23 protein-coding genes are annotated in these 23,869 nt (G+C 70.4%); 20 read left to right on the forward strand and 3 right to left on the reverse strand.

Annotated features, from left to right (window positions below; all coding sequences use genetic code 11):
• On the forward strand, window positions 1-380 hold a 380-nt coding region (locus tag ABZ128_RS10520; RefSeq protein ID WP_356847432.1), incomplete at its 5' end, for a transglycosylase SLT domain-containing protein.
• 91 nt (window positions 381-471) lie between these two features.
• On the opposite strand, the gene ABZ128_RS10525 is transcribed toward ABZ128_RS10520, so the two are convergent.
• Window positions 472-1,269, reverse strand: coding sequence for an MBL fold metallo-hydrolase (locus tag ABZ128_RS10525; RefSeq protein ID WP_356847434.1), 798 nt, complete (start codon window positions 1,267-1,269; stop codon window positions 472-474).
• A 79-nt stretch (window positions 1,270-1,348) separates the two neighbouring features.
• Between ABZ128_RS10525 and ABZ128_RS10530 the strand changes: the two genes are divergently transcribed.
• The 13 genes from ABZ128_RS10530 to ABZ128_RS10590 all read left to right on the forward strand — a co-directional run bounded on the left by ABZ128_RS10530 (window position 1,349) and on the right by ABZ128_RS10590 (window position 14,122).
• Window positions 1,349-1,963, forward strand: a complete 615-nt coding sequence (locus ABZ128_RS10530; protein ID WP_356847435.1) for a TetR/AcrR family transcriptional regulator — start codon at window positions 1,349-1,351, stop codon at window positions 1,961-1,963.
• 809 nt (window positions 1,964-2,772) lie between these two features.
• Complete coding sequence (locus ABZ128_RS10535) at window positions 2,773-3,735, forward strand: NADP-dependent oxidoreductase (RefSeq protein ID WP_356847437.1); 963 nt, start codon at window positions 2,773-2,775, stop codon at window positions 3,733-3,735.
• Window positions 3,736-4,004: 269 nt separating this feature from the next.
• On the forward strand, window positions 4,005-4,679 hold the full coding sequence (locus tag ABZ128_RS10540) for a hypothetical protein (RefSeq protein ID WP_356847439.1): 675 nt from the start codon (window positions 4,005-4,007) through the stop codon (window positions 4,677-4,679).
• 329 nt (window positions 4,680-5,008) lie between these two features.
• Window positions 5,009-5,671, forward strand: a complete 663-nt coding sequence (locus tag ABZ128_RS10545) for a ribosome-inactivating family protein (RefSeq protein ID WP_356847441.1) — start codon at window positions 5,009-5,011, stop codon at window positions 5,669-5,671.
• A gap of 128 nt (window positions 5,672-5,799) precedes the next feature.
• On the forward strand, window positions 5,800-6,624 hold the full coding sequence (locus tag ABZ128_RS10550) for a hypothetical protein (protein ID WP_356847442.1): 825 nt from the start codon (window positions 5,800-5,802) through the stop codon (window positions 6,622-6,624).
• The gene (locus tag ABZ128_RS10555; protein WP_356847443.1) at window positions 6,621-7,358 is read left to right on the forward strand and encodes a class F sortase; all 738 of its coding nucleotides are present in this window, start codon (window positions 6,621-6,623) and stop codon (window positions 7,356-7,358) included. The genes ABZ128_RS10550 and ABZ128_RS10555 overlap by 4 nt, the downstream gene beginning before the upstream one ends.
• Before the next feature lie 184 nt (window positions 7,359-7,542).
• Window positions 7,543-8,205 carry a hypothetical protein gene (locus ABZ128_RS10560; protein WP_356847444.1) on the forward strand — a complete coding sequence of 221 codons (663 nt, stop codon included), beginning with the start codon at window positions 7,543-7,545 and terminating at the stop codon, window positions 8,203-8,205.
• A gap of 239 nt (window positions 8,206-8,444) precedes the next feature.
• On the forward strand, window positions 8,445-9,053 hold the full coding sequence (locus ABZ128_RS10565; RefSeq protein WP_356847446.1) for a hypothetical protein: 609 nt from the start codon (window positions 8,445-8,447) through the stop codon (window positions 9,051-9,053).
• A gap of 11 nt (window positions 9,054-9,064) precedes the next feature.
• Complete coding sequence (locus ABZ128_RS10570) at window positions 9,065-10,120, forward strand: hypothetical protein (protein ID WP_356847447.1); 1,056 nt, start codon at window positions 9,065-9,067, stop codon at window positions 10,118-10,120.
• Between the two features lie 361 nt (window positions 10,121-10,481).
• Window positions 10,482-12,743 carry a nitrate- and nitrite sensing domain-containing protein gene (locus ABZ128_RS10575; protein ID WP_356847448.1) on the forward strand — a complete coding sequence of 754 codons (2,262 nt, stop codon included), beginning with the start codon at window positions 10,482-10,484 and terminating at the stop codon, window positions 12,741-12,743.
• Window positions 12,740-13,162 (forward strand): roadblock/LC7 domain-containing protein, encoded by a 423-nt coding sequence (locus ABZ128_RS10580; RefSeq protein ID WP_356847449.1) that lies wholly within the window; start codon window positions 12,740-12,742, stop codon window positions 13,160-13,162. The genes ABZ128_RS10575 and ABZ128_RS10580 overlap by 4 nt, the downstream gene beginning before the upstream one ends.
• Window positions 13,102-13,536: a DUF742 domain-containing protein gene (locus ABZ128_RS10585; protein ID WP_356847451.1), complete on the forward strand. Its 435-nt coding sequence runs from the start codon at window positions 13,102-13,104 to the stop codon at window positions 13,534-13,536. The genes ABZ128_RS10580 and ABZ128_RS10585 overlap by 61 nt, the downstream gene beginning before the upstream one ends.
• Entirely contained in the window at window positions 13,523-14,122 is a 600-nt protein-coding gene (locus ABZ128_RS10590; RefSeq protein ID WP_356847452.1) for an ATP/GTP-binding protein, read from the forward strand. The genes ABZ128_RS10585 and ABZ128_RS10590 overlap by 14 nt, the downstream gene beginning before the upstream one ends.
• Window positions 14,123-14,163: 41 nt before the next feature.
• On the opposite strand, the gene ABZ128_RS10595 is transcribed toward ABZ128_RS10590, so the two are convergent.
• Complete coding sequence (locus ABZ128_RS10595) at window positions 14,164-15,507, reverse strand: lipase family protein (protein WP_356847453.1); 1,344 nt, start codon at window positions 15,505-15,507, stop codon at window positions 14,164-14,166.
• A 246-nt stretch (window positions 15,508-15,753) separates the two neighbouring features.
• On the opposite strand from ABZ128_RS10595, the gene ABZ128_RS10600 reads away from it, so the two are divergent.
• The 6 genes from ABZ128_RS10600 (at window position 15,754) to ABZ128_RS10625 (ending at window position 23,036) form a co-directional block, all read left to right on the forward strand.
• Window positions 15,754-17,073 (forward strand): helix-turn-helix domain-containing protein, encoded by a 1,320-nt coding sequence (locus ABZ128_RS10600; RefSeq protein WP_356847455.1) that lies wholly within the window; start codon window positions 15,754-15,756, stop codon window positions 17,071-17,073.
• A 165-nt stretch (window positions 17,074-17,238) separates the two neighbouring features.
• Entirely contained in the window at window positions 17,239-18,042 is an 804-nt protein-coding gene (locus ABZ128_RS10605; protein WP_356847457.1) for an alpha/beta hydrolase, read from the forward strand.
• A 183-nt stretch (window positions 18,043-18,225) separates the two neighbouring features.
• Entirely contained in the window at window positions 18,226-19,059 is an 834-nt protein-coding gene (locus tag ABZ128_RS10610; RefSeq protein ID WP_356847459.1) for an SDR family oxidoreductase, read from the forward strand.
• A 186-nt stretch (window positions 19,060-19,245) separates the two neighbouring features.
• Window positions 19,246-20,190 (forward strand): RNA polymerase sigma-70 factor, encoded by a 945-nt coding sequence (locus ABZ128_RS10615; protein ID WP_356847662.1) that lies wholly within the window; start codon window positions 19,246-19,248, stop codon window positions 20,188-20,190.
• Window positions 20,191-20,281: 91 nt separating this feature from the next.
• Window positions 20,282-21,475: an FAD-dependent oxidoreductase gene (locus tag ABZ128_RS10620; RefSeq protein WP_356847461.1), complete on the forward strand. Its 1,194-nt coding sequence runs from the start codon at window positions 20,282-20,284 to the stop codon at window positions 21,473-21,475.
• A 232-nt stretch (window positions 21,476-21,707) separates the two neighbouring features.
• Window positions 21,708-23,036, forward strand: coding sequence for a phosphatase PAP2 family protein (locus tag ABZ128_RS10625; protein WP_356847463.1), 1,329 nt, complete (start codon window positions 21,708-21,710; stop codon window positions 23,034-23,036).
• Between the two features lie 162 nt (window positions 23,037-23,198).
• Here the strand turns inward: ABZ128_RS10625 and ABZ128_RS10630 are convergent, their stop codons facing one another.
• A complete protein-coding gene (locus ABZ128_RS10630; RefSeq protein WP_356847465.1) occupies window positions 23,199-23,735 on the reverse strand; it encodes an NUDIX hydrolase family protein in 537 nt (178 codons plus the stop codon).
• Window positions 23,736-23,869: the final 134 nt, after the last annotated feature.

Below are 23,869 nucleotides of genomic sequence, written 5' to 3' on the forward strand. Positions count from 1 at the left end.
TCGCCGCTTCCAAGAAGACCCTCGCCGGCTCCATCGTCGCCCTGGGCGTCGCCGGCACCATGCTCGCCACGGTTCCCGCCCAGGCGGCCCCGACGAGCGCCAAGGCGATCGCGCACCAGATGATCAAGGACCCGGCCCAGTTCGCCGCCTTCGACAAGATCATCTCCCACGAGAGCGGCTGGGACCACACCGCCACCAACGCCTCCTCCGGCGCCTACGGCCTGGTCCAGGCCCTGCCCGGCTCGAAGATGGCCTCGGCGGGTGCAGACTGGAAGACCAACCCGGCCACCCAGATCAAGTGGGGCCTGGACTACATGAACTCCCGCTACGGCAGCCCGGTCGGCGCCTGGAACTTCTGGCAGGCCCACCACTGGTACTAAGCCACCAGCGGAAGCAGACAGACGAAGACGCCCGGCCGGGACCTCCCGGCCGGGCGTCTTGCGGTGCCCCAGCAGGCCGGAGGGCGGCGGCTCAAAGGGTCAGCTGTTCACCCAGACCCGGAGTGAGGACCTCGTACGGCTCGCCCTCGACGGCGTCGAGGAAGCGGGCGAGCTCATCGGGCTGGGTGGTGTAGAAGCCGTCGGCGTGGAAGCCGTCGTAGTGCATCGGTATCGCGGTCCTCGCCTGCAGGAGACGGGCTGCGACGGCGGCGTGCCGGGCGTCGAGCGCGGCCGGGCAGGGACTCGGCGGCTGGCAGTGCGGGAAGCAGACGGTGGGCCCGTTGATGGGTGTGAGGACGGCGTCGAAGGGGCCGTACCGGTGGGCGGCGCGCCACCAGTAGCCGTGGTACATCGTGTCGCCCAGGTGGATCACCCGCTTGCCGTCGGCCTCGACGGCCCAGGAGACCTGGGGGTCGCCGAGGGTGTCGACGGCGGGGACGGCGGCAATGGTGAACGGCCCGATCGTCGTGGTCTCCCACAGGGCCATGGGTCGCCGGGGCAGGTCGTGGGCGGTGAGTTCGGCCTCGGCCTTGAGCGTCCACAGGTTCTCGTGGTCGTTGCCGCCGAAGGGCTCCGGGTGCAGGACCGTGCCGCCGGGGCGCAGTGCGCGGGCCAGGGCGCCGGCGTCGGTGTGGTCGCGGTGGAGGTGGGTGCAGAGGCCGGCGAGCACATGACCCTCCGTGCGGGGCGGGACGACCTTCGGCAGCGGCACCCCCGCCAGTGCCGTCCCCTCCAGGACGCCTTCGGGGCGCCCGAGCAGGTCGATGACCAGGCTCTCGCCCTGCGCTTCGAGTTCCACCCCGGCCCAGCCCAGCCAGCGCATGCGCATCCGAACATCCTCTCCCTCACCGATTTACCGTACGATCGTTCGCTAACTTAGCAGACGTTCGATCGCTAAGATCGATGGCATGAGGAAATCGGCCGAGGAGGCCCGTCGCACCCGCGACCGCATCGTCGGCGTCGCGGTGACCCACGCCTCCAGCGCGGGACTGTCCGGACTGACCATCGGCTCCCTGGCGGAGACGCTCGACATGAGCAAGGCCGGGGTGGTCGGCCCCTTCGGCTCGCGGGCCGGGCTCCAACTTGCCGCACTGGACCAGGCCGTGGAGATGTTCACGGAGGCGGTGGTGGCACCCGGCCGCGCGGCGGAGCCGGGTCTGCCGTGCCTGTACGCCCTCATCGACTCCTGGTGCGCCTACCTGGCCGACAGCCCGTTCCCCAACGGCTGCTTCGTCACGGCAGCCTCGTGCGAACTCGACGGGCAGCCGGGCGATCTGCGCGCCCGCCTCTACGAGGCGGTGACGCGCTGGCGACGCTTCCTGGCCGAACAGATCACCGCCGCGGTCGCCGCCGGGGACCTCGCCCCGGAGCTCGACCCGGAGGAGCTCGTGTCCACCCTGACGGGCCTCGCCATGGCCGCGAATCAGGAGATCCAGCTCCTCGGCGACGAGGGCGCCGCAGGGCGTGCTCGCCGCCTCATGCGCGCTGCGCTGGCCCACCACCGCCCGCGGCCGACCGCCTAGGTGTATTGATCACGAGCGTTGTCAACGGACCCTGGGTCTTGATCATGGCGAAGACCTCCGGTGTGGTGGAGGTGTTTCGGCTTCACCGCACAACGGAGGTCTTCGTGTCCCACCGTAATGCCGGCTGACCGTTCACGGCAGGCGGATCCCGGCCGAACGCGTCCTGGCCGGGCGTGCGGTTGGCACGTGGCGGCCGAGACATCCTCGTCGTCGCGCGCCCCCGCAGCGCCCGTCCCACGATCTCCTCGGACTCGCCCTGCCCGTAGGCCTCGCCCTCATACGCGAGCACTACGCCCGCGTCTCGGCCCAGATCGGCCGGCTCGACCAGTCCCTGGACCTGATCGGCCTCCCAGGTGACCGACGAGCAACGCACGCCACCGCTGCCCTGACAATCGCCCCCGAAAGCGAGAGGACTTGCCTGCCGGCCCATTGGGTTGGGGCCGCCCTCGGCCGAGCCTTCCCGATCACCGGTTGACGGTAACGGTAGGAGTCTGCTGACCCGACGACGCGCAGGACCGCATCACCTCGGGGACCGACCGGAACGACTCCACCTTCCGGTACATGTGCGACGAGGTCGGCGGGCGCGCTGTGTCGGGCTCGCCGGGGTCAGGGGTTCGGGTGAGAGGCCGTCGCGATCCCATGGCGGCGGTTGCGCCGGCAGGGGGAGTCGCCTCGTTGTCCGAGCGTGCCGCCAGGGCCGTCTCTCTTCCGCGCACTATGCAAAAGCAGCGGCGCGCCCACACACCGCAGCGGTGTGCCCCGCGCGGCCTTTCCTCTCCAGCCGTCGTCAACGGCAGAAAGGTGTTGTCATGCATGCCTTCGCGATCGACTCCTTCACGCAGACGCCGCAGCTCAAGGACCTGCCCGTGCCCGAGCCGGGACACGGCGAAGTGCAGATCCAGGTGCGGGCGGCCGCGGTCAATCCGATCGATTGGAAGCTGGCGGCCGGCGCCCTCGCGCCCCCCGGAGCGGACTTCCCCTTTCCCTACACCCTCGGGTTCGACGTCGCCGGGCGCGTCACCGCCGCAGGCGACGGGGCGCCCTTCGAGGTGGGTCAGGAAGTGTTCGGGATGCGTCGTCCGGGAACCGCGGCGCGGCATCCGCACGGCTCCTACGCCCAGTACATGACCGCTTCCGCCGAAACCGCCGCCCTGGCGCTGAGGCCGGAAGGTCTTGAGGCGGTGCGGGCGGCAGCGCTGCCGATGACCGGCGGGACCGCGTTGGCACTGACCCGGTGGCTGGACCTCGCCGAGGGCGAGAGGCTCCTCCTGGTCGGCGCGACAGGCGGGGTCGGCTCCTATGTGCTCCAGCTCGCCGCCGCCCGCGGGGCGCATGTGATCGCGGTGGCCGCAGGTGAGGACCACGACTACGCCCGCGCACTCGGCGCCGACGAAGTGATCGACTACCGCACGAGCGACGTCGCCGACACCGTCCGCTCCGCACACCCGCACGGCGTCGATGCCGTACTCGACCTCGCCGACGGCCGGGACGTCCTGATGCAGAAGATCACGCCGCTGGTCCGTGACGGCGGTCGGGTGGCCACCACCGTATTCGCCGCGGACGTCGACGCACTCGCCGCTCGCGGCGTACGCGCCGTCAACTTCAACTATCAGGCGACCGACCAGGACATGGCGGAACTCGCCGACCTGGTCACCTCCGGCGCCCTGAAAGTCGCCCAGACGACCACCTTCGCTCTGACCGCCATGGACGAGGCGTACGCCGCATCCACCAGCGGCCACGTCCGCGGAAAGCTCGTCATCACCACCGACTGACCGCCTCCGCGCCGTCCGGCCTCGGCCCTGTCGGCGGTGCCGGCGATGCAGCGGCTCGGCACCCCGTATCGTCCGGCGGAGACAGACCGCAACGAAGCCCTCACATAGTGCATTGCCGAAAGTTGACTCATTCGCACCGTATCCCTCTGGCCGATCGGGAGAATCTCGGATGGCAAGAGGCGGTGATCGAACGTGCCTCCGGTGGCGCCCGAACCGGCCCCGGACGTACGGCGATTGACCGGCCCCCCAGTACGGTGAGAGGTACCACGATGACAACGAACCCCGTCAAGCGCTACGCAGCCCGCGCGCTGACATTGACGGTGGCGGCCTGTGCGGCCGCGGCGGCAACCACCCTTCCGGCGTCCGCTGCCGACCAGCCGACACGGCAGCAGCTCATGGCGGACTGCGGCTCGGGCGAAGGCAAGTGCACGTTCAACTCGCCCCAGCTCGGGGAGGCCTACCTGGGTGAGTTCCGCCAGGTGTCGAACTCGCTGTTCAACTGCACCACCTCCGACGCCACTCAGACGATGACGTGGGACGACACGGTGGGATCCACCGACTCGTTGGGCGTCTCGGTCACCGCCGGCGGCAAGATCGCGGGCATCGTGGACCTGAGCATAACCGCCAGTTACAGCCACAGTTGGTCGAGCACTCACTCGGAGAGCAGCTCGCTCAACATGACGGTGAAGCCGGGCGAGGTGGGCTGGATCTCGCGCGCCCAGGTGATGCAGAAGGTCTCCGGTACCTGGCAGACCCACTACGACAGCCCCAAGTGGGGCCACTACTACTGGTTCTTCCAGGACACCATCACCAGCCCGGCCAAGAACGGCACCGACGGCAAGAGCAATGCCGTGGTGGTGAAGAGCCGGAAGATGACCGCCGCGGAGAAGCGTTCCTGCTCCGCCGGGGCCCGCAACGGCCGTACGTTCGTCGAGGGGCGCTGAGCGGCGCCTCGCGTATGACACCGGCCCCCGGCCCCGCACCCGTGCGGGGCCGGGGGCCCTCGGCTCCGCTGGACCGGTGGTCGACGCACAGCCCCGCCGCTCGCCGCACAGCACTGGTCCGTAATGCCGCGGCCACCGACGGCCGACGCTCACGGCAGCCGTCGGGCCGCCGCAGGCCCCCCGCTGATTCTTAGCATCAGAGGCCAACTATTCGCCCGGCCACCGCCACGACGACTACAAAGGACCGGACCGGACCGAACCCGTCGGCGGGAATGACGTTACCCATCGGCGATCGGGATGATGTCGAAGGCGGTGACGTGCATGCGTGAGTGCAGCAGGATCGAACCGATGGCGGTCAGATTACTTTCGGGAAGTCCGAGTTCCGGATCTTTTACCTGATGCGGGCTGCCGTGCTGCAACCCGTGTCGTTTTCCTCGGCGTCCGCATCGGTGGACGAGTACCGGCTTCTGACGGCGACCATCCGGTCGAGAGCGCACGAGGCTCAGGGACTTTTTCGCAGAGCCGACCGCGCGGAGCGAGGAACGCCCTTCCTCCCGGTGCGCATTCAGCAGCGGGGCCTGTTCATCGAGCTCTACCTTGAGCTGCGCCTGCAGAACACGGGCCTTCGCGTTGTCGGGTTCCGCAACACCTTCGAGAACGGGCAGGCCCCGCCGGAGGCCTGTGTCCGCCACGTGCGGGGCTCGGTCGTGCCCCCGGGAATCCACCGAGCGGAAGCCCTGCCCTTCGGCGGAGACCGCTCCGACCTGGAGACGGCCGCCGACGTGCGGCGTACGGAAGTCTCCCTGGGGCGCGGACCCTTGGGCACAGCGGTCATCCGGCTGCATCTGAACCGCGATCCGAAGTGCACCGCACACGGAATCCTCGTGCTCTCGGAAATGCTCTGCGAGGCTGCCCGATTCCCCGCCCTGGCCGATGCGATGTCACGCATCTGGATGACCGGTGGACGGCTGTCGTCCGCGGCAGTCTTCTGATCACACACCTGGGCATCTGCCCGGCGGAGCCGGGGCGCCGAAGCAGGAGTGAGGACCTCTCCAAGAGTTCGTTCACACCCCGTACTATCTGCGATTCCCTCCTGGGAATCCATGGAACAGGAGCGAATGTGACAGTCAAGCGCACCGGTCGCCTCGCGGTACTCGCCGCCGTACCCGCTGTGGTGTCCCTGACCCTCGGACTTTCCGGAACAGCTCTCGCGGAGAGCGGAAAGGCGTACCAGATCGATCTGGCGCAGCTGAATGCATCGGGCTCCAGCGGTACGGTCATGCTCAGCCTCAAGGGCAGACAACTCACCGTGCAGATCGAGTCCCGGGGCATGGTGCCCGGACAGCCGTCGGCCCAGCACCTGCACGGCTCCACCAAGGGACACGACTTCCACTGCCCGGACGCCACCGACGACACCGACGGCGACGGGGTGCTCAGTAACACCGAGGCCACGCATGACTACGGCGACATCAACATCTCCCTGACGACGTCCGGGGACACCGAAGCCACCAGCGGTCTCGCCGTGGAGCGCATGCCCGTCGCCGACAAGCAGGGCAGGCTCTCCTACAAGCGGACGATCACCGTCGGTCAGGACGTGGTCGACCACATCAAGGACCTGCACGTCGTGCAGCACGGCATCGACCGCAACAAGAACGACAAGTACGACTTCGAAGGGGCCGGCAAGAGCGAGCTCGACCCGAAGCTGCCGCAGGAGGCCACGGCTCCGACGAACTGCGGGGAGGTCAAGGGCGCGGCCGTGGGATCCATTCCGGTCGGCGGAATCGAGACCGGCGGTGGTTCTCCGCAGCGCGCTGCGGTGCCGGCGACGGTGCGCGACAGTGCTGCGATCGCCGTACTCGCCGTGGTGGCCGGCGCCGTGGCGGTCACGCGGAGGCGGGCCACCGCCGTTCCCGTCCGCAAGGAGACCACCAGGGGCGGCGCGTGAAGTCGGCCCCCGCGCCCTCCGCATCCACCGCACGGCCCCGCCGCGGCCGGACCGCAGTCCCACTGGCGGCAGCCGTTCTCGCCGGGCTGCTGCTCGCGGGGTGCGCGGGCCGGCCCGCGGCGAAGCCCACTGCCGAGGGGCAAGCCACCCGGGGCGGGGCATCGGCCGCCGCCGGCGCCGGTCCCACGGGGAAGGCGCCTGCCGGCAGTGACTCCCCGTCGACCGCGGGCGGATCGCAGAGCGGTACGGGCACGGGCGCAGGCCGGGCAGAGCCGGCCCTCGCCCGGTCGGAACCGCAGAAGATCACGATCCCCTCCCTCGGCGTGTCCAGCTCCCTGGAGACGCTGCGGCAGAACGCGGACGGCACCATGCAGACCCCGAAGGACCCCGCGCTGGCGGGCTGGTACGAGCCGGGGCCGAGCCCCGGTTCCCAGGGGCCGGCGGTCATCGCCGGGCACGTCACGTGGAACGGAGCACCCGCCGTGTTCGAGAAACTGAAGACGATGAAGGCCGGTGACACCGTCAAGGTGACGCGACGGGACGGGAAGACGGTCACGTTCACGGTGGACCGGGTCGCCGAGTACCCCAAGGCCGAGTTCCCCACACTGGAGGTCTACAAGAACCTGGACCACGCGGGCCTTCGCCTGGTCACGTGCGGCGGGGACTTCGACCCGAAGAAGCACTACTACGACAGCAACGTGGTGGTGTTCGCCCGCATGACGAGCGCCGCATAGCCAGGGTCGGCCGTTCGCCTTCCAGGACGGCCGAGGATATGCCGTGCAAACCGCCCGAGACCTTTTCACGGCTGGATTTGTCATCCGGCGACAGAACTGAACTCGCTTGTCGAGCGGCCCGTTTGGAGGACGGGAGGGAAAACGTCCATCGGATCGAGGAGTGCCAATGTCCCGGAAACGGACTATGAGTCTCAAGAAGAAGCTCGTGCTCTCTGTCGTCGCGGGAGCCCTGGTGACCGGAGGGGTCGTTGCCACGGTGGCGACCGGAAATGCCGCCGTCCCCGACGTCGTGTGCCCGGGGTCCACGGTGACCTTGTCGGGTGAGGCGGGTGCGCCGGCGGCCACCAGTGGGACGTTCCCGGTGGGGACGAAGTTGCGGGTGACGAATCTGGACAACGGTCATGCGACGACGGTGACGGTGAACGGCCCGTCGGGCAGTTGTGTCCTGCTGAACAACGCGGCCTTCGACACGGTGCGGGAGCCCGGCAAGAACCTGATCAGGCGGGCACGCATCGAGCGCGTGGCCGGCGGCCGTGACGTGTCGGCCGGTGCTGCGGCCGGTTCCGGCGCCGCGGGTGGACAGGTGCCGCCGGCCACCGGGGAGGTGGTGTGCCCGGGGTCCACGGTGACGTTGTCGGGTGAGGCGGGTGCGCCGGCGGCCACCAGTGGGACGTTCCCGGTGGGGATGAAGTTGCGCGTGACGAATCTGGACAACGGTCGTGCGACGACGGTGACGGTGAACGGCCCGTCGGGCAGTTGTGTCCTGCTGAACAACGCTGCCTTCGACACGGTGCGGGAGCCGGGCAAGAACCTGATCCGGCGGGCACGCATCGAGCGCGTGCGCTGAGGATCACGGACCACGTGGGGCGACGGCGGCTGACCGACGTCGCCCCATCGCCCGGTACCTTCCGTTCCCCCGGCGGAAGAAGCGTCCGGTCCGGCTCGACGCGGGTGACGACCATGATCTTGGTCACGTTTCGCCACCGGGCGGCATTGATCCATTTAGATGTCAGCTGACCGGGGCGCCTGCGCAGCCGCGCGGCCCCTGAGCAAGTCAACTGGCCTCATTTCCGGGGGGATTGACCCATGCCGCTTCTGCGGAGAGGAACCACCACCGCCACCCTTGCAGCGGCGGTGCTCATGTTCGGCGCCCAGTCCGCCGTGGCTCTGGACAACATGTACCCGAACTACGGCTGGACGTGCTACGACGGCAACATGAGCAACGGCACGTTCTGTCAGACGGACAACGCCGACTTCACCGTGTGGTCACAGGGCAATGTGCCCAGCAGCGTCAAGACCACCATCAAGAACACGATCAAGAACCAGTACGGCCCGACGGACCTGACGGTCTCGTTCCAGTCCTCGGGTACCTACACCGGGAACTCCGAGACCGACCTCATCAACCAGTCCGGCGCCCTGCCCGCCGACACGGTCGGCATCACCTGGTGCGACGACGCCGTGACGAGCAAGAAGTGCGACCAGCACTACGTCCGCTACAACTCCAGCGTCAGCGAGGTCGGGCCCATCAACGGCTCCGACGTATGCCACGAGACGGGACACTCCGTCGGTCTCACGCACGGCGGTGACGCCAATCCCCGCGTGAGCAACACCGACAGCCGGGTGGGCTGCATGTCGTACAACGACGTGTACTCGCTGGGCTCCAACAACCGCACCAACATCAACAGCGTCTACTAGGAGGGACGGGCATGATCTCCATGAAGCGGAGCAGAGTCGTCGGCTCCTTCGTGGCAGCCTCGCTGGCCGGTGCGGGAATTCTGTGCCTCACGGGCCTGACCTCGGACGACGGGTCCCCGCGCCGTCCGTCCGTCATCGTCGCCCACGCCAAGGAGGCCCTCCCGTCCACCACTGCCCGGGACTGGGTCTCCTACGCCGACCACGTCGCGGTCGTGCGCGTGGTATCGGAAGGCGAGGATGCGCCCTCGGCCGAGGAGACGGCCGCCGGCGAGGGGTACATCAGCCGTACCGTCAAGATCGACGTGGCGCAGAAGCTGTGGTCACGCCCCGGCGCGCCCGAGCTGCCCGCCAGCGTCACCTCAACCGTGGACGGCTGGTCGTTCAAGGGCAGCACCCGCACCCCGATCGCCCGTGAGAACGCTTCCCGGCTGGAGCCCGGGCACACCTACGTCATCGCGCTCGCCCGGTTCGGCGACGGACAGTGGTCCCGCACCGGTTCCGGCGCCGCGCTGCCCTACGACAGCTCGGTGCTCGGCAACGGCGAGGTGATGAGCAAGACCGTCACCATCGAAAAGGCTCCCAGCCCCATGCCCCCGATGGTCGAGGGCCCCGGCCTCGACGCCACGGAGGTGGCGGCCGTGGCCAAGGGGCAGGCCGCGAGTGCATTGGCCAGCATGCTGGCGCAGGCCACCGCCGAGCCCGCGGCGGTGCAGAACGCCGGACTTGACCCCGTGTCGCGCTACGCGAAGGTGACCGCGCAGACGGTTCCCACGGAGTACTGCGCGGCCGCCGAGCCCTTCAGCGCGGCATCCGGCAGTGAGCTCAGCAAGGCGGAGATCGCCGACTACCTGGAAGTCCTGCTGCCGTACGAGAGCGCCGATCACGCCACGACGGTGACGATGCTCATCTCCTATTACAGGGACGAGCTGGCGCAGGACTGGAGCACGATAGCCAAGGTCACCGCAGCCCGTGCCTCGTTCACGGCGCGGCTGGGCTCCCAGTGCGGGTTCGAGGTACGGTCGTTGACCCCCAACCCGGCTCCGGCCCCTACCGTGTCGGTGGGCTGACGGTCCTGTCAGTCCGCACACCGGGGCCGGCGCACGCTCGCGTGCCCGGCCCCGTCTGCCGGGTCATGCGGATGGTGCCGGCACGGTGAGGCATCGGCGCCTCTACCACGTACGGGTGGGGAAGTAAGCTCTCCGTTTATTCGGACTGGCTGGATATGATCGGTACCCTCACCCCACGGGGCCGCGTCGGCAGTTCCCCATGTCCTCCCCGAGGACTGTTTGCCGGCCGTCCATGGGTCCGTCCCCGCTCCGCCGCTCCCGAGGACCGATGTCTCCGATGGAACCCGAAGGCCCACCAGGCCCCCCAGGCCCAGCCGGCCCGCCGCCCGCCCGGCGCCGCCGCACCGTACGCCTGCGGACGATGCTCGTCTGGTTGGCCGTCGTCCCGACCGTGGCGATGGGTGCCCAGGTTGCCGTGACCGCTCAGCGGTTGCTGGCCCAGTCGGAGCACCTGCGCGCCGACCTGGAGGCCGGCGAGCGGGTCGGCGTACCGCTGGTCGAGCTCATGGCCGAGCTGCAGGCCGAGCGGGCGATGACGGCGGCGCGGTGGGCCGGCACCCCCGTCGCCGACGACGACCTCCGCGACCAGCGGGCCGCAACGGACCGGGCGGCGGCGCAGTTCCGGCGGCTCTCGGGCAGCAGCAGCGACGACGGTGCGCAGCATTCCGGGCAGTTCCACGGGCACCTCGACGAGGTGGGTGACGGGCTCGACCGACTCACCGCGTACCGCAAACGTGCGGACGCCCACAGCGGCAGCGCCGAACAGGCGGTCGGCTACTACACCGGCGTGATCGGCGACATCATCCGCGCGTACCAGGATGGATTCAGCCACGGCGAGGACGCCGAACTCGCCCAGGAGAGCAGGCCCGCCATCGCCCTGTTCTCGGCGGCCGAGATGGTCGCGCGCGAGGACACGGCCCTCGCGCTGGCCGGACCGTCCAGGGAACTGGCGCCCACCGCTTTCTCCGAGTTCCTCGACGCCATCGGCGCCCACCGGTACCTGTACGACACCTGGATCGTGCCGTACCTGTCGCCCGCGGAACAGGATTCCTACGACAAGCTCACCGGCTCGGACGCCTGGCAGACCAAGTTCCGCATCGAGAACGCGGTCGTCGCCAACCACAAGGACACCGCGACCGGAGTCAAGCTGCCGGTCGACGTCGGCGACTGGCGTGCCGCGCACGGCACGTTCGCGCCGCAGCTGGCCGCGCTCAACGCGGAGCGGTCGCGGACCGTGCTCGCACACGCCGAGGCGAAGGCCACCCAACTGGAGACCGAGGTCTACTGGCTGGTCGGGGCCAGCAGCGGCGCCCTGCTGGTGGTCACCGTGGTCGTTTTCCTCACCACGCGTTCGGTGCTGCGCCGCCTGCGCCGCCTGCACACCCGTACGGTCGCCATCGCGGAGGAAACACTGCCCGAGGTGGTGTCCCGGCTTCAGCGCGGGCAGGCCGTCGACGCCGAGGCATTGCCGGCCGTCCGCGGGCACGAGGACGAGGTCGGGCGGATCAGCGACGCTTTCGCCCAGGTCGTCGCCGTGTCCGTGGACGGGCACCGGCAGCTTGCAGCCGAGCGGCACGGCTTCGGCCTGTTCGCCTCCGGCATCGCCGCACGCACCGGGAACCTCGTCAGCCGCCAGCTCAGTCTGACCGAGGACCTCCAGGAGACTTTCGGCCACGACGAAGCGCTTCTGGCCCAGTTGATGCGGTCCGACCAGTTGACGGTGGGGATGCGGCGCCAGACCGAGAACCTGCTCATCCTCGCCGGCGGCGAGGTCCCGGACCCGCACACCGAGCCCATGCGCGTCGCCGACCTGCTGCGCGAAGCCGCCGCGGAGGTCGAGGACTTCCGGCGGATCGAACGGCAGGCGCTGGACGAGGTGAGCGTGCAGCCGCACGTGATCAGCCAGATCAGCCACCTGCTCGCCGAGCTGCTGGACAACGCAACCCGGTTCTCCCCGCCACGGTCGAAGGTGGTCGTGCGCGCCGAACTGGTCGCGGAGGGAATCTCGGTCGAGATCGAGGACCGCGGACCGCGGGTGGCGGCCGCCGGGTACGAGGAGATGAACCGGCGTCTGCACTCGGCGCCGCCGTACTCCGTGCTCGCGGAGAACGCGCACCGGCTGGGCCTCTTCGTCGTGGGCCACCTGGCCGACCAGCTCCAGGCCAGGGTCACGCTGCGGCGCTCGGTGTACGGGGGGACGGCGGCGGTGGTGATCCTGCCGAGCGAGGTGCTGGTGCCCACCGACGGGAAGAGGGGGCCGGGGCCGGGGCCGGCGGAGCGCGGGCCGGAGCCCGAGCGGGAGCCGGTGCCGAAGCCGGCTCCCGTGCTCACCCCCGTACGGGCACCCGTACCCGAGGTCCCCCCGGTCCCCGCGCCCATGCCCGTACCGCGGCCGGCCGAGCGGGCGGCGCCCGCTCGCTCCGGACCCGGCGATCCCACGCGGCCGGCCCTGCCCGAGCGCGTCCCGCAGACCCACCTCACCCGGCAACTCCGCGGGCCCCGCGCCCCGGAGCCGGACGTCGGCCGGGACGCGGCGACCCCCCAAGAGGTGGCCGACGCCTGGGCGGAGTACGAAGAGGGGACCCAGAAAGTGGAAGCAGAGCTCAGACAGGATCAGCCATGACGACGACAGCCAACGACATGATCTACAGCGTCCTGGACAACAACCTGAGCAGGATCGCCGGCATCCAGGGAGCCGTGCTCCTGTCCAACGACGGGATCAAGCTGAGCGCCTACCTGCTGGAACGGGATCAGGCGGAGCGGATCGCGGCCGCGTCCTCCGGGATCGCCGCCACGATGAAGGCGATATCCAGGGAGGTCGCCGGCGGCCGGGTCATCCGCCAGCTGGTGGAGATGGACGACCGGTACCTCTGCATCGTCGGGTGCGGGGAAGGCAGCACGCTCATCGTGGTGACCTCCCGCAAGGCGCGGCTCGGGGAGCTCGGAGGCGAGGCCGTACGGACGGCCCAGGCACTCGGCGAGTGGCTGGGCACCCCCGAGCGCGCCCCGGCGCCGGCGTCGACCCCGGCGCCGACGTCCTGATGCCGGACGAGCCGCAGCGCAGAAGCCCCCGCCGGACACGGCTGTACGCGTTGACCGACGGCCGTACGACCGCCGCCCCGCAGACCGTCCTCACGATGGACACCACGATCGTGGCGGCGGTCACCGCGGACGACGACGCCCACAGCGGCCTGCCCACCGAATGGCGGGCCATCCTTGCGATGTGCCCGCCGCCGGGCGGGCTGGCGGTCGCCGAGATCGCCGCCCGGATGCACATGCGCCTCACTCCGATGACGCTCCTCCTCGGCGAACTCGCGGACCGCGGGATGATCCACCATCGGCCGCCCCTGGAGGGGGCCCAGACCACCAACGTCCACCTGCTCATGAAAATCAGGGACAACCTTGCCCGGATATGACACCCCCGACGTTCCCGCCCCGGAAGCGTCCCCTGTCAAGATCCTCATCGCCGGCGGATTCGGAGTCGGCAAGACGACCCTGGTCGAGGCGGTCTCCGAGATCGAGCCGCTGCGTACGGAGGAACGCCTCACGAGCGCGGGGGTCGGCGTCGACGACCTCGACGGCATCGAGTCCAAGACCCTGACCACCGTTGCCATGGACTTCGGCCGGATCACCCTCGCCGACGCCGGAGTCGTCCTGTACCTGTTCGGCACACCCGGCCAGGAGCGGTTCTGGTTCATGTGGGACGACCTGCTGAACGGGGCTCTGGGGGCACTCGTACTCGTCGACACGCGGCGCCTGGACCGGGGCTTTCCGGCCATCGACTTCTTCGAGAGCCGGGGACTGCCCTTCGTGGTTGGCGCCAACTGCTTCCACGGCGAGCAGCCGTACACGGCCGAGGAGATCGCCGCCGCGCTGCACCTTCGCAACCCTGCCACGCCCGTCCTCCTGCTCGACGCCCGCTCCCGTACGGACGTCCGCGACGCCCTGCTGTCCCTGCTGGACGTGGTCATCGCCCAGGCGCGTACCGCCGCGAGCGCCTGACCCGCCGGGGCGGCAGCTCGCGGGCGGCGCCCCGGCGGGCGTCAGGACAGCGACGCAGGCTCCTCCGCTGCCAGGGAGTTGCCCGCGGGGATGCGGCCGCAGTCGGAGGGAGCGGTCCTGCCCGCGAAGCGGTCACCCAGCCAGCCCAGCGCGACGGGTGCCCAGACGGCGGACGCGCCGGTGTGGCTGAGCAGCTCGTACTGGCTGTACTTGACCGCCGAGTTGCCGGTGGCGCAGTACTGCCGGGCGAGCGCCCGCACGTCCCCGGCGACCATGACGCCGTCGCCCGTGCCGACTCCCGGCGGGTTGCCGAACGTGCCCTCCAAAACGCCCGCGTCGCCTTGGGCGATGAATCCGGGGATGGCCGGGGTGGGGGCCGAGCCGAGGTTGAGCTTGTTCATCGTCTCCACGAACGCGGGGATCGAGTTCGGGTCGGCGTACTGCGACTTCGCCATCTTCTTCCAGGTCAGCCCGGGGTAGTGACCGAGTGCGTCGATGATGGAGCCGTGCTCCAGCTCCTTGTACACCTCCAGGCCGTAGTCGTTGAGATAGGACTTGAGGTCGATGCCGTAGGAGCGGGAGGCCCCGATGACCGCCATGGGGATGACGCCCGACCACGCCAGTGAGCCGTCCACGTACTTCAGGTTGTGCGCCGGGTCCACGAGCAGACCGCCCTCGGCGTAGCCCACCAGCTTGCGCTGTACGTCCGGCGCGTAGCCCGGCGCGAGCGCGGCCGCCCAGTTGGTCGCGATGGCACCACCGGAGTAGCCCATGAGACCGAATGCGGTCTCCGGATTCAGCCCGGTCTGCGCAGACTTGGTAGCGGCGCGGATCGAGTCCAGCGTGTTGGTCCCGTACTCCGGTCCCGCCGCGAAGTTCGCCTTCTGGCCCTCGGTGTCCGGGATGACGACGTCGTAGCCCTGCGCCAGGAGTGGTGCCAGGAAGACCGCCTCGACGTTGGGGATGACGCCCCCCAGGGTGACGCCTCCGGCGATCGCCCGGGACGGCCCGTCCTCCGGGTTGAGCGAGTCGTAGAACGACTGGTAGGACACCGCCTTGCTGCGGTCGCCCGTCGGACTGCGCACCACCGTGGTCACGTTGGCGGCGGGGCGGCCCTGGGCATCTGTGGTGCGGTAGAGCAGCTGGACCGCCTTCAGGGGCGTGGGGATGCCGATGAGGTGGTACTGCAGCGTCCGCGTCTTCAGCACCGTGCCCGGCGCGAACGCGGACAGGGGCTCGCTGCCGGCGTAGGTGTAGAACGATTCGCTTGCCGTCGCCGCCGCTGTCGGCGACGTAAAGGGGGCGGCGGTGGCCGCGGGGGCGGCGGTCATGGCCGCCGCGGTGGCGACGGCGACGGAGATCAGGCGGACGGCTGCCTTGGACATGCGTTCCTCGACTTCTGGGTGGGGGGGCTGACGCATCGGCACGAGGTCGCGTGCACCGGCGCGCCAGGCCGGGGCGGGTGGTCCCCGGCAGGGGAGTGCGGTGAACGATGCGGCCGCGGTCCGCCGCATCTGGCCATTCACCGGCCAGTCGTGTTACCAACCAGTAGGTGATGTCCCGGAAACATCATGAGGGCCGTTGTACGGCCGCGTCTCCGGGGTGGGGAACAGAGATGTGCGAGGTGGATTGTGACCGGACCCAATGCCGTGGAACGGGGCGCGGTACCGCAGTTCGGTGGTGTTCCGGTCCACAAACGGCTCCAGGACGCCGCCGGGTCGCTGGAGCGTGCGGTGATGGCCCGGCTCGTCGAGCGGCTGCCCGTCTACGGAACGCTGCCGGCGGAACACCTCGGCGGTGACATCGCCAAGCAGGTGACCCGCGGCATCCGGAGCTTCGCCGGGGTCCTGAGCACCGGCGAACTGCCGGGACAGGCCGAGGCGGCGGCGATCCGCGAGTCCTCGGCCCGGCGTGCCGACGAGGGCGTGCCGCTGGAGGCCGTGGTCGGTGCCTACCACCTGGGGGCGGAGGAGTGCGCCGCCCAGGTGTTCTCGACGGCCGAACCGGGTGACCTGGACGACGTGCTGCTGGTCCAGCGCCAACTGCTCGCATACCTGCGGCTGGTGAGCTGCGAGGTCGCGGCCGGGTACGTACAGGAGCGGCAGACGGCGCTCAGTGACGAGCAGGTCGCCCTGCAGGCACTGCTGTCCCGGCTGCTGGAGGGCGGCAGCCCGCAGGTCGCGGCCGACCGAGCCGGCATCCGTCTGCCGCCCTGCTACCTGGTGCTGAGCATCACCGTGGGGCCCCACCCGGACGAGCTGGTGCCGGACGTGAACCATGCGGTCGCCGCCCGCCGCAAACTCCGGCGGCTGCGCAACGAGCTCCAGCGCCGGACGACGGGGGTCCCGCTGTCCGTGCTGTCCGGCGACGGCGGGCTGGTGCTGATCCCCTACGAGACGCCGCCCGCCGACTTCGGCCGCGCGGACCGGGACCGGCTCTCGCTGCTGGTCGGACAGCTCGGCCAGATGTGCGGTGCCGAGCTGCTGGCCGCGGCGGCGGCCGCGGCACCGGAAGGCGTTGCGGAGGCCGCCCGGCTGGCCGGCGAGGTACGGGAGGTGGCGGAGGCGTCCGGCCGCGGGCCCGGGCTGTACCTGCTCGACGACGTGCTGCTTGAGTACCAGCTGAGCCGCCCGAGCCCGGCCAGGGATGGGCTCGCCGCGCTGCTCGACCCGCTGGACGCGCGCCCGGAGCTGCTCGTCACGTTACGGGTCTTCCTCGCGTGCAGCCTCGACCGGCGCCGGGCCGCCGCCCGGCTCCAGGTGCACCCGAACACGGTCGACTACCGGCTGCGCAAGGCGACGGAGTTCACCGGACTCGACGCTTCCCGCGGCGCCGACGTACTGACGTTGCGCGCCGCGCTGGCCGCCCATGACGCCGTACGCCAGGGCAAGCCCGCCGGCGGAGGCCATGACCGCCTCGACGAAGGACACCGCCGCCAAGCCCGGCCGTGAGGTCAGGCGCCGGGCCGCCTCAACCACGCGGTCTCCGACAAGCACACCGCGCCCACCGAGCCGAGCGGCGCCCGGGTCACGGCTGCACCACCGCGTTGCGGGCCACCGAATCGCTGGGGACACTGACACTGACGGCGGGGCGGCACTCGTGAGAGGCCTGGAACCGTGGGCGATTACGTCGAGCTTCCCGGTGTGAGGACGTGGTACGAGGCCGAGGGCGCCGGTGACCCTCTGCTGCTCCTGCACGGCGGGTTCTGTACGAACGAGACATGGGGCGCCCAGCGACCGGACTTCGCTGCCGAGTACCACGTGTTCCTGCCCGAGCGTCGCGGACACGGGCGTACTCCCGACGTCGCCGGACCGCTCTCGTACGAGGCCATGGCCGACGACACCATCGCCTTCATCGAGTCGGTCGTCGGCGGCCCCGCGCATCTCGTCGGCTGGAGTGACGGCGGGATCGTCGCCCTGCTGGTCGCCATCGGCCGCCCCGATCTGGTCCGGAAGGTCGTGGCCATCGGGGCCAACTTCCTCCCCGCTCCCCAAAGCACTGCGGCACCGGAGGCGCTGGACGACATGGCGGCGGACGGTGACGACCTGGCGTTCTTCCGCGAGGCGTACCAGGCCGTGTCACCTGACGGCGCCGAGCACTGGCCGGTCGTGGTGGCCAAGGTGGCCGACATGATTCGTACGCAGCCGACGATCTCGACCGACGCCCTCGCCCGGATCAGCGCACCGACGCTGGTCCTGGCCGGTGACGACGACCTGGTCACCCTGGAACACACCGTCGCCCTGTACCGCGCGATCCCCAACTCCGAACTCGCCGTGGTCCCCGGAACCTCTCACGGGCTGCCGATGGAGAAGCCCGGGCAGGTCAACCGGCTCATTCTTGACTTCCTCACCAACGACCCCATCCCGACGATCTTTCCCGTACGCCGCGCCGGGAGGACACCGGCAGGCGGTCAGGCATGACTGCACGGAGAGCACCGGCTCGTGCCTCCACGCGACGGCCGTTCACGGCGCTGCACGGCCCGCGTTCCACCACGTCCCGGACCCTTGCGGGAACGGACTCGCCGTCCAGCTGCGCGGTCCGCAGTGCCGCGTGGCGGCGGGGCGCTGATCCGGCCGCGCGGGGCGAGCGGCATCATGATCCACATGACTTCCGCGGAGCACTTCCCCTCCACCGAGCCTCCCCCTTCCGCTGACACGTGCCCTTCTGCACGCGGGTTTCCGTCGACCGGCCGTCGCGTGCTGGTCAGCGGCGCCTCACGCGGACTCGGCCGTGCGCTCGCCCAGGCGTTCGCCGCCAACGGGGACCGGGTGGCCGTCCACTTCGGCTCGCGGCGCGGGGAGGCAGAGGAGACCCTCGCCTCTCTCGTCGGTACGGGACACGTCCTCGCCGGGGGCGACCTGTCGACACCCGACGGTGCGCATGCTGTTGCCGAGACCGCGGCCGGAGGGCTCGGCGGGCTGGACGTGCTCGTGAACAACGCCGCGGTGAACCTGCCGCATCCGCTGGCTACGACCTCGTACGAGGACTGGGCGGCCGCCTGGCAGGGTCACGTATCCGTCAACCTCCTGGCCACGGCGAACCTCAGCCACCTCGCGGCCCGCCGGATGATCGAGCAGGGCGGCGGTGGCCGGATCGTCAACGTCGGCTCGCGCGGGGCCTTTCGCGGTGAGCCCGACCACCCGGCGTACGGGGCGACGAAGGCGGCGGTGCACGCGCTGGGCCAGTCCCTGGCCGTGCACCTCGCCGCGTACGGAATCGGCGTCGCCTCCGTCGCACCCGGGTTCTTCGAGACGGAGCGGGTCGCGCACCGGCTGAGCGGGGCGGAGGGCGATGCGATCCGTGCCCAGAGCCCGTTCGGGCGAGTGGCGTCGCCGGACGAGATCGCGGCGGCCGTGCTGTGGCTGGCATCACCGGTGGCGGAATGGGCCTCGGGGACGGTTCTGGACCTCAACGGGGCCTCTTACCTCCGTACGTGAGACTGCTCCCCGGCGCAGCCGCCTGGACGCACGAGCCGTCGAAGCGACCCTCGGGCCGCTCTTCGAGGGGCACACGGCATGCGGCTCAGGCAGGCCGCCCCCGCGTTCGCCGCCGAGACCGGGGCCAACGCCCCGGCGGTCACGGGGCGGTGGACGGAGCGGGCGCGCGTAGCCGATCATGGCACCATGTCGATCCCCACGTACGAGACCGATGTGTTCGAGACCTCCAGGGGCCGCCTGGAGGCCATCGCCTACCGGCTGTTGGGGTCGGCCGGCGACGCCGAGGACGCCGTGCAGGACACGTATCTGCGGTGGCATGCCGCGGACCGGGAGCGGATCGAGACGCCCGAGGCGTGGCTGACGAAGGTGCTCACCAACATCTGCCTCAACCAGCTCACCTCGGCGCGGGTCAGGCGCGAAACGTACGTGGGGCAGTGGCTTCCGGAGCCGGTCCTGGCGGGCGACCGGATGCTCGGGCCGGCCGACACCGCAGAGCAGCGCGAGTCGGTCTCCCTCGCGATGCTCACCCTCATGGAGCGGCTGTCGCCCAACGAGCGCGTCGTGTACGTGCTGCGCGAGGCGTTCGGGTACGGGCACCGCGAGATCGCGGAGATCCTCGACCTCACCGAGTCGAACTGCCAGCAGATCTACCGCCGCGCCAAGCAGCACCTCACCGCCGACCGGGCCCGCACCGAGGTCGACGCGGCCGCCGCGCGCAAGGTCGTCGAGGAGTTCCTCGCCGCGGCCCTCAGCGGCGACACCGAGCCGCTGATCCGGCTGCTCACCGACGACGCGGTCAGCGTGGCCGACGGCGGTGCACGGGTTCAGGCCCGCAGGACGCCGGTCATCGGTGCGCTCGGCATCGCGCGCTACCTGCGGGGGTTGTTCCGGCCGCACCCGGCCAAGCGAGCGGCTGCCGGTGGCCCGGTCGCCCTCCATGCCGCCGTCGTCAACGGCTCTCCTGCCGTACTGATCGCGGTCGAGGAGCGGATCCTCGGCGTCATCTGCCTCGCCGCGACCCCCGACGGCGTCGAGGCGCTCCACATCCAGGTCAACCCCGACAAACTGGAGCGCATCACGCGCCAGTGGGCGGCCGCCGGCCCCCACCGCCCCCTCACGGAGATCTGGTGAACCCTGCGTGACCCACGTCACAGTCGATGCCTGTCAGGGATCGTGCGGCTGTCCGGTTCAGGAGGTGAGTCCCACCGGATAGGAGCCAGCCATGAAGCACCGCATCGTCGTCCTGGGAGCCGGGTACGCCGGAGCAGTCACCGCCGGTCGCCTCGCCAGGCGGCTGCACCGCGACGACGTCGAGATCACCCTGGTCAACGGCGACCCCGACTTCGTCGAGCGCATACGTCTGCACCAGCTCGCGAGCGGCCAGGACCTGCCGCGCCGCCCGCTGCGCGAGGTGTACGAAGGCACCGGCGTGCAGGTCCGGACCGCCTGGGTCACCGCGGTCGACGCCGACCGCAAGACCGTCGGCCTCAGCGGCGAGAACGGTGCCGAGAGCCTCGGCTACGACACCCTCGTGTACGCCCTCGGAAGCACCAACGCCGAGCACGACGTCCCCGGTGTCGCCGAGTACGCCCACAACGTCGCCGGAAAGCAGGACGCGCTGCGGCTGCGGGGGGCCCTGGGCGAACTGCAGGCGGGTGAGGCCGTAGTGGTCGTCGGCGGCGGCCTGACCGGCATCGAAGTGGCGACCGAGATCGCCGAGGCACGACCCGACCTCGACGTCGCCATCGCCGCCCGCGAGGGCGTCGGCAGCTGGCTCGGCGACAAGGCGCAGCGCCACCTGCGCGTCGTCTTCGACCGGCTCGGCATCACGGTCCACGAGGGGGCCGACATCACCCGCGTCGAAGCGAACCGGGTCGTGACCGGCGCAGCGGGGGAGATCCCGGCCCAGCTCACGGTGTGGACCGCCGGCTTCACGGTGCACCCGATCGCGGCCGCCACCACCCTGGAGGTGTCGGACACCGGGCGGATCGTCGTCGACGGCACCATGCGCTCGGTCTCGCACCCCGACGTGTATGCCGTCGGCGACGCCGCGCTCGCCGAGGGCGCGGGCGGCAAGGCCCTGCGGATGGCCTGCGCCACGGCCACCCCGATGGCGTGGCAGGCCGCCGACGCCCTCGCCGCGCGACTGACCGGCCGCAAGGTCCCCCGGAAGCCGATCGGTTATGCCGCCCAGTGCATCAGCCTCGGACGCCGCGACGGAATCCTCCAGCGCGTGACCCACGAGGACCAGATGACGTCCACCGTCATCACCGGCCGGGCCGGCGCCCGCATCAAGGAGTTCATCTGCGCGTCCACGGCCTGGGGCCTGGCCCACCCGACGATGCTCCTCCCCACCCGGCGCCGCCGCGTCCTCCCGGCGACCCGAGCAGCGCAGGTCCAGTACGCCACGACGTGAGGCGCAGTCGTCCGCGGCGGCTGCCCGCGAGGCCCCGGTCCCAGCCGCCGTGACCCGCGAGAGCACCGGCTCCCGCCGGGTTTCGCCCCGGGGCGCGGTCCCTGCGTGCTTCGAGGTACCCGCGAACAGCGGAAGGAATCCGCTCCGCTACCATGTTCGATTTAGGAGTGACCAGCCGTAAATATGAATATCGACTGAAGAAGTAGCAACGGTATCGCGAGTGTTTTCTAACATGGGCGGCGGCATAAAGCCCGCTGCGTGGCGTCAACCACGGGTCGGGCTGTGGGCTGCGGTGAGTGTGCTGGCCCTTGGGTTCCTTGTCGCACTGGAGATCGCCGCCCGCCGTTACGGAGTACCGGGACCGCTCACCAGCCAGGCGCGAGAGGTGATCTTCGCGCCACGGTCGGGGACCGTGCTGTACGCCGGCATGGCGTTGGTGATGGTGGTGCTCAGCTGGCGTCGGCGGTTCATCGCGGTCGGTGCCGCGATCGGCATCGACTGCGTCTTCTGGCTTGTGCGTCGGGCGGTCGGCGCCGAGATGATGTTCGGCAACGGTGCGCTGTGGGTGACCTTGGCCTGTGCCGTCATCGCAGTCACGCGCCGCACAGGCCGGGACCGCGCCCTGCTGCTGAAGGGCGTCGGGCTGGCCCTGCTGCTGGTGACCGGCCGCAAGACCGGCTACACCTGGCTGCTGATCACGTCGAAGACGCGCCCGACGGTGCTCGACCAGTACGTGGCGACCGCCGACCACGCGTTGGGCAACCCGTCATGGGTGGCGGGCCGGATCGTGGAGGCCACCGGCACGGTCGGCTTCCGCGTCCTTGAGTTCGTCTACATCCAGCTGGCGGTCATGGCGGTGGCCGTCGCGCTGTACCAGCTGCGCAACGTGGCGGTCGAGCGCCGCTTCCCGAGGCACCACCTGGTGCGCACCTTCCTGGTCATCGGCCTGCTCGGGCCTGGTATCTACATGCTCTTCCCGGTCGTCGGACCGATCTTCGCCTTCGGCGGCGACGGGGGGCACTGGGCCGTGGCCGACCTCTGGCCCGACACGCCGCCGCCGGTCGGTACCCCGCGTCCGGTGCTCTTCGACGGGATCACCCCGCGCAATTGCATGCCCAGTCTGCACACGGCGTGGGCCACCGCGATCTTCATTCATTCCCGCAGGGGCCCGCGGGCTCTGCGCTACGCCGGCGTGTTCTGGCTGATCGCCACGCTCGGCGCAACGCTCGGCTTCGGGTACCACTACGGCGCCGACATCATCGCCGGGGTGGTGTTCACCATCACGATCGAGGCGGCGCTGCGCTCGCTCGACCGCGGCTGGGACCGGTCGGGAATCCAGCTGGCCGTCTACGGTGCCGGGGTCTTCGTTGCGCTCTTGGCGTCGTATCGCTGTCTGTCGCTGGAGATGGCCACGTATCCGTGGGTCTTCGGGCCACTGCTCATCCTGGCGATGAGTTCAGTGGCCTACGGCTTCGTACGGACCACCAAGCAGTGGGAACGGGTGGCCGCGTCGGTGCACGTGCCGGAACCGCGAGGCGAACGGAAACCCGAACTGGTGTGAGGCGGTCTCGCGGGTCGATGCGGCGGCCACGCGTGCCGCACGCCCTCAGCCGCCGAGGACCTGCGGGCGCGGATCGAGAAGGTCCGCGAGGAAGCGAACACCGCCTGCGAAGGTGCCCGGCGACGGTCGCGGACCAGGTCCGGTGAATGGTGCGCGGCGAGCTCAGTAGGCGTGTCCGACATGCGCGAGGGCCTGCTTCAGCAGCACTGCATGGCCGCCCGGCATCTCGTTCTGCACGGCTGGTGAGGCTGCTTCCCGCGGGCTGAACCAGACGAGGTCCAGAGCGTCCTGCCGGGGACGGCAATCACCCGTCACCGGCACGACGTAGGCGAGTGACACCGCGTGCTGGCGAGGATCGTGGTACGCGGTGATACCTGCTGTGGGGAAGTACTCGGCGACCGTGAAGGGCTGCAGGGAAGCAGGGACGCGGGGCAGCGCCACCGGGCCCAGGTCCTTCTCCAAGTGGCGCAGCAGCGCGTCACGGACCCGTTCGTGGTGCATGACACGGCCGGACACCAGAGTGCGGCTGATCGTTCCGTCCGTGCCGATCCGCAGGAGCAGTCCGATGCTGGTGACTTCGCCGGTGTCGTCCACGCGTACGGGAACGGCCTCGACGTACAGGATCGGCATCCGTGCCCTGGCCATGTCCAGCTCGTCGCTGGTCAGCCAGCCGGGCGTAGTTTCCGTCATGTCAGACATCGCTTGATCATACGTTCCAGGCGGCCGGCGGCCCAGATCACGCGTCCGATGGCCGGGCACCCTGGGAACCGGGTCTTGCCTCTGTGTTGTTCAAGCCGGGCTGCCGGGCTGCCGGGCCGGGGTCCTGTCCCGGC

Source organism: Streptomyces sp. NPDC006326, assembly GCF_040612915.1.
Taxonomy (GTDB): domain Bacteria; phylum Actinomycetota; class Actinomycetes; order Streptomycetales; family Streptomycetaceae; genus Streptomyces.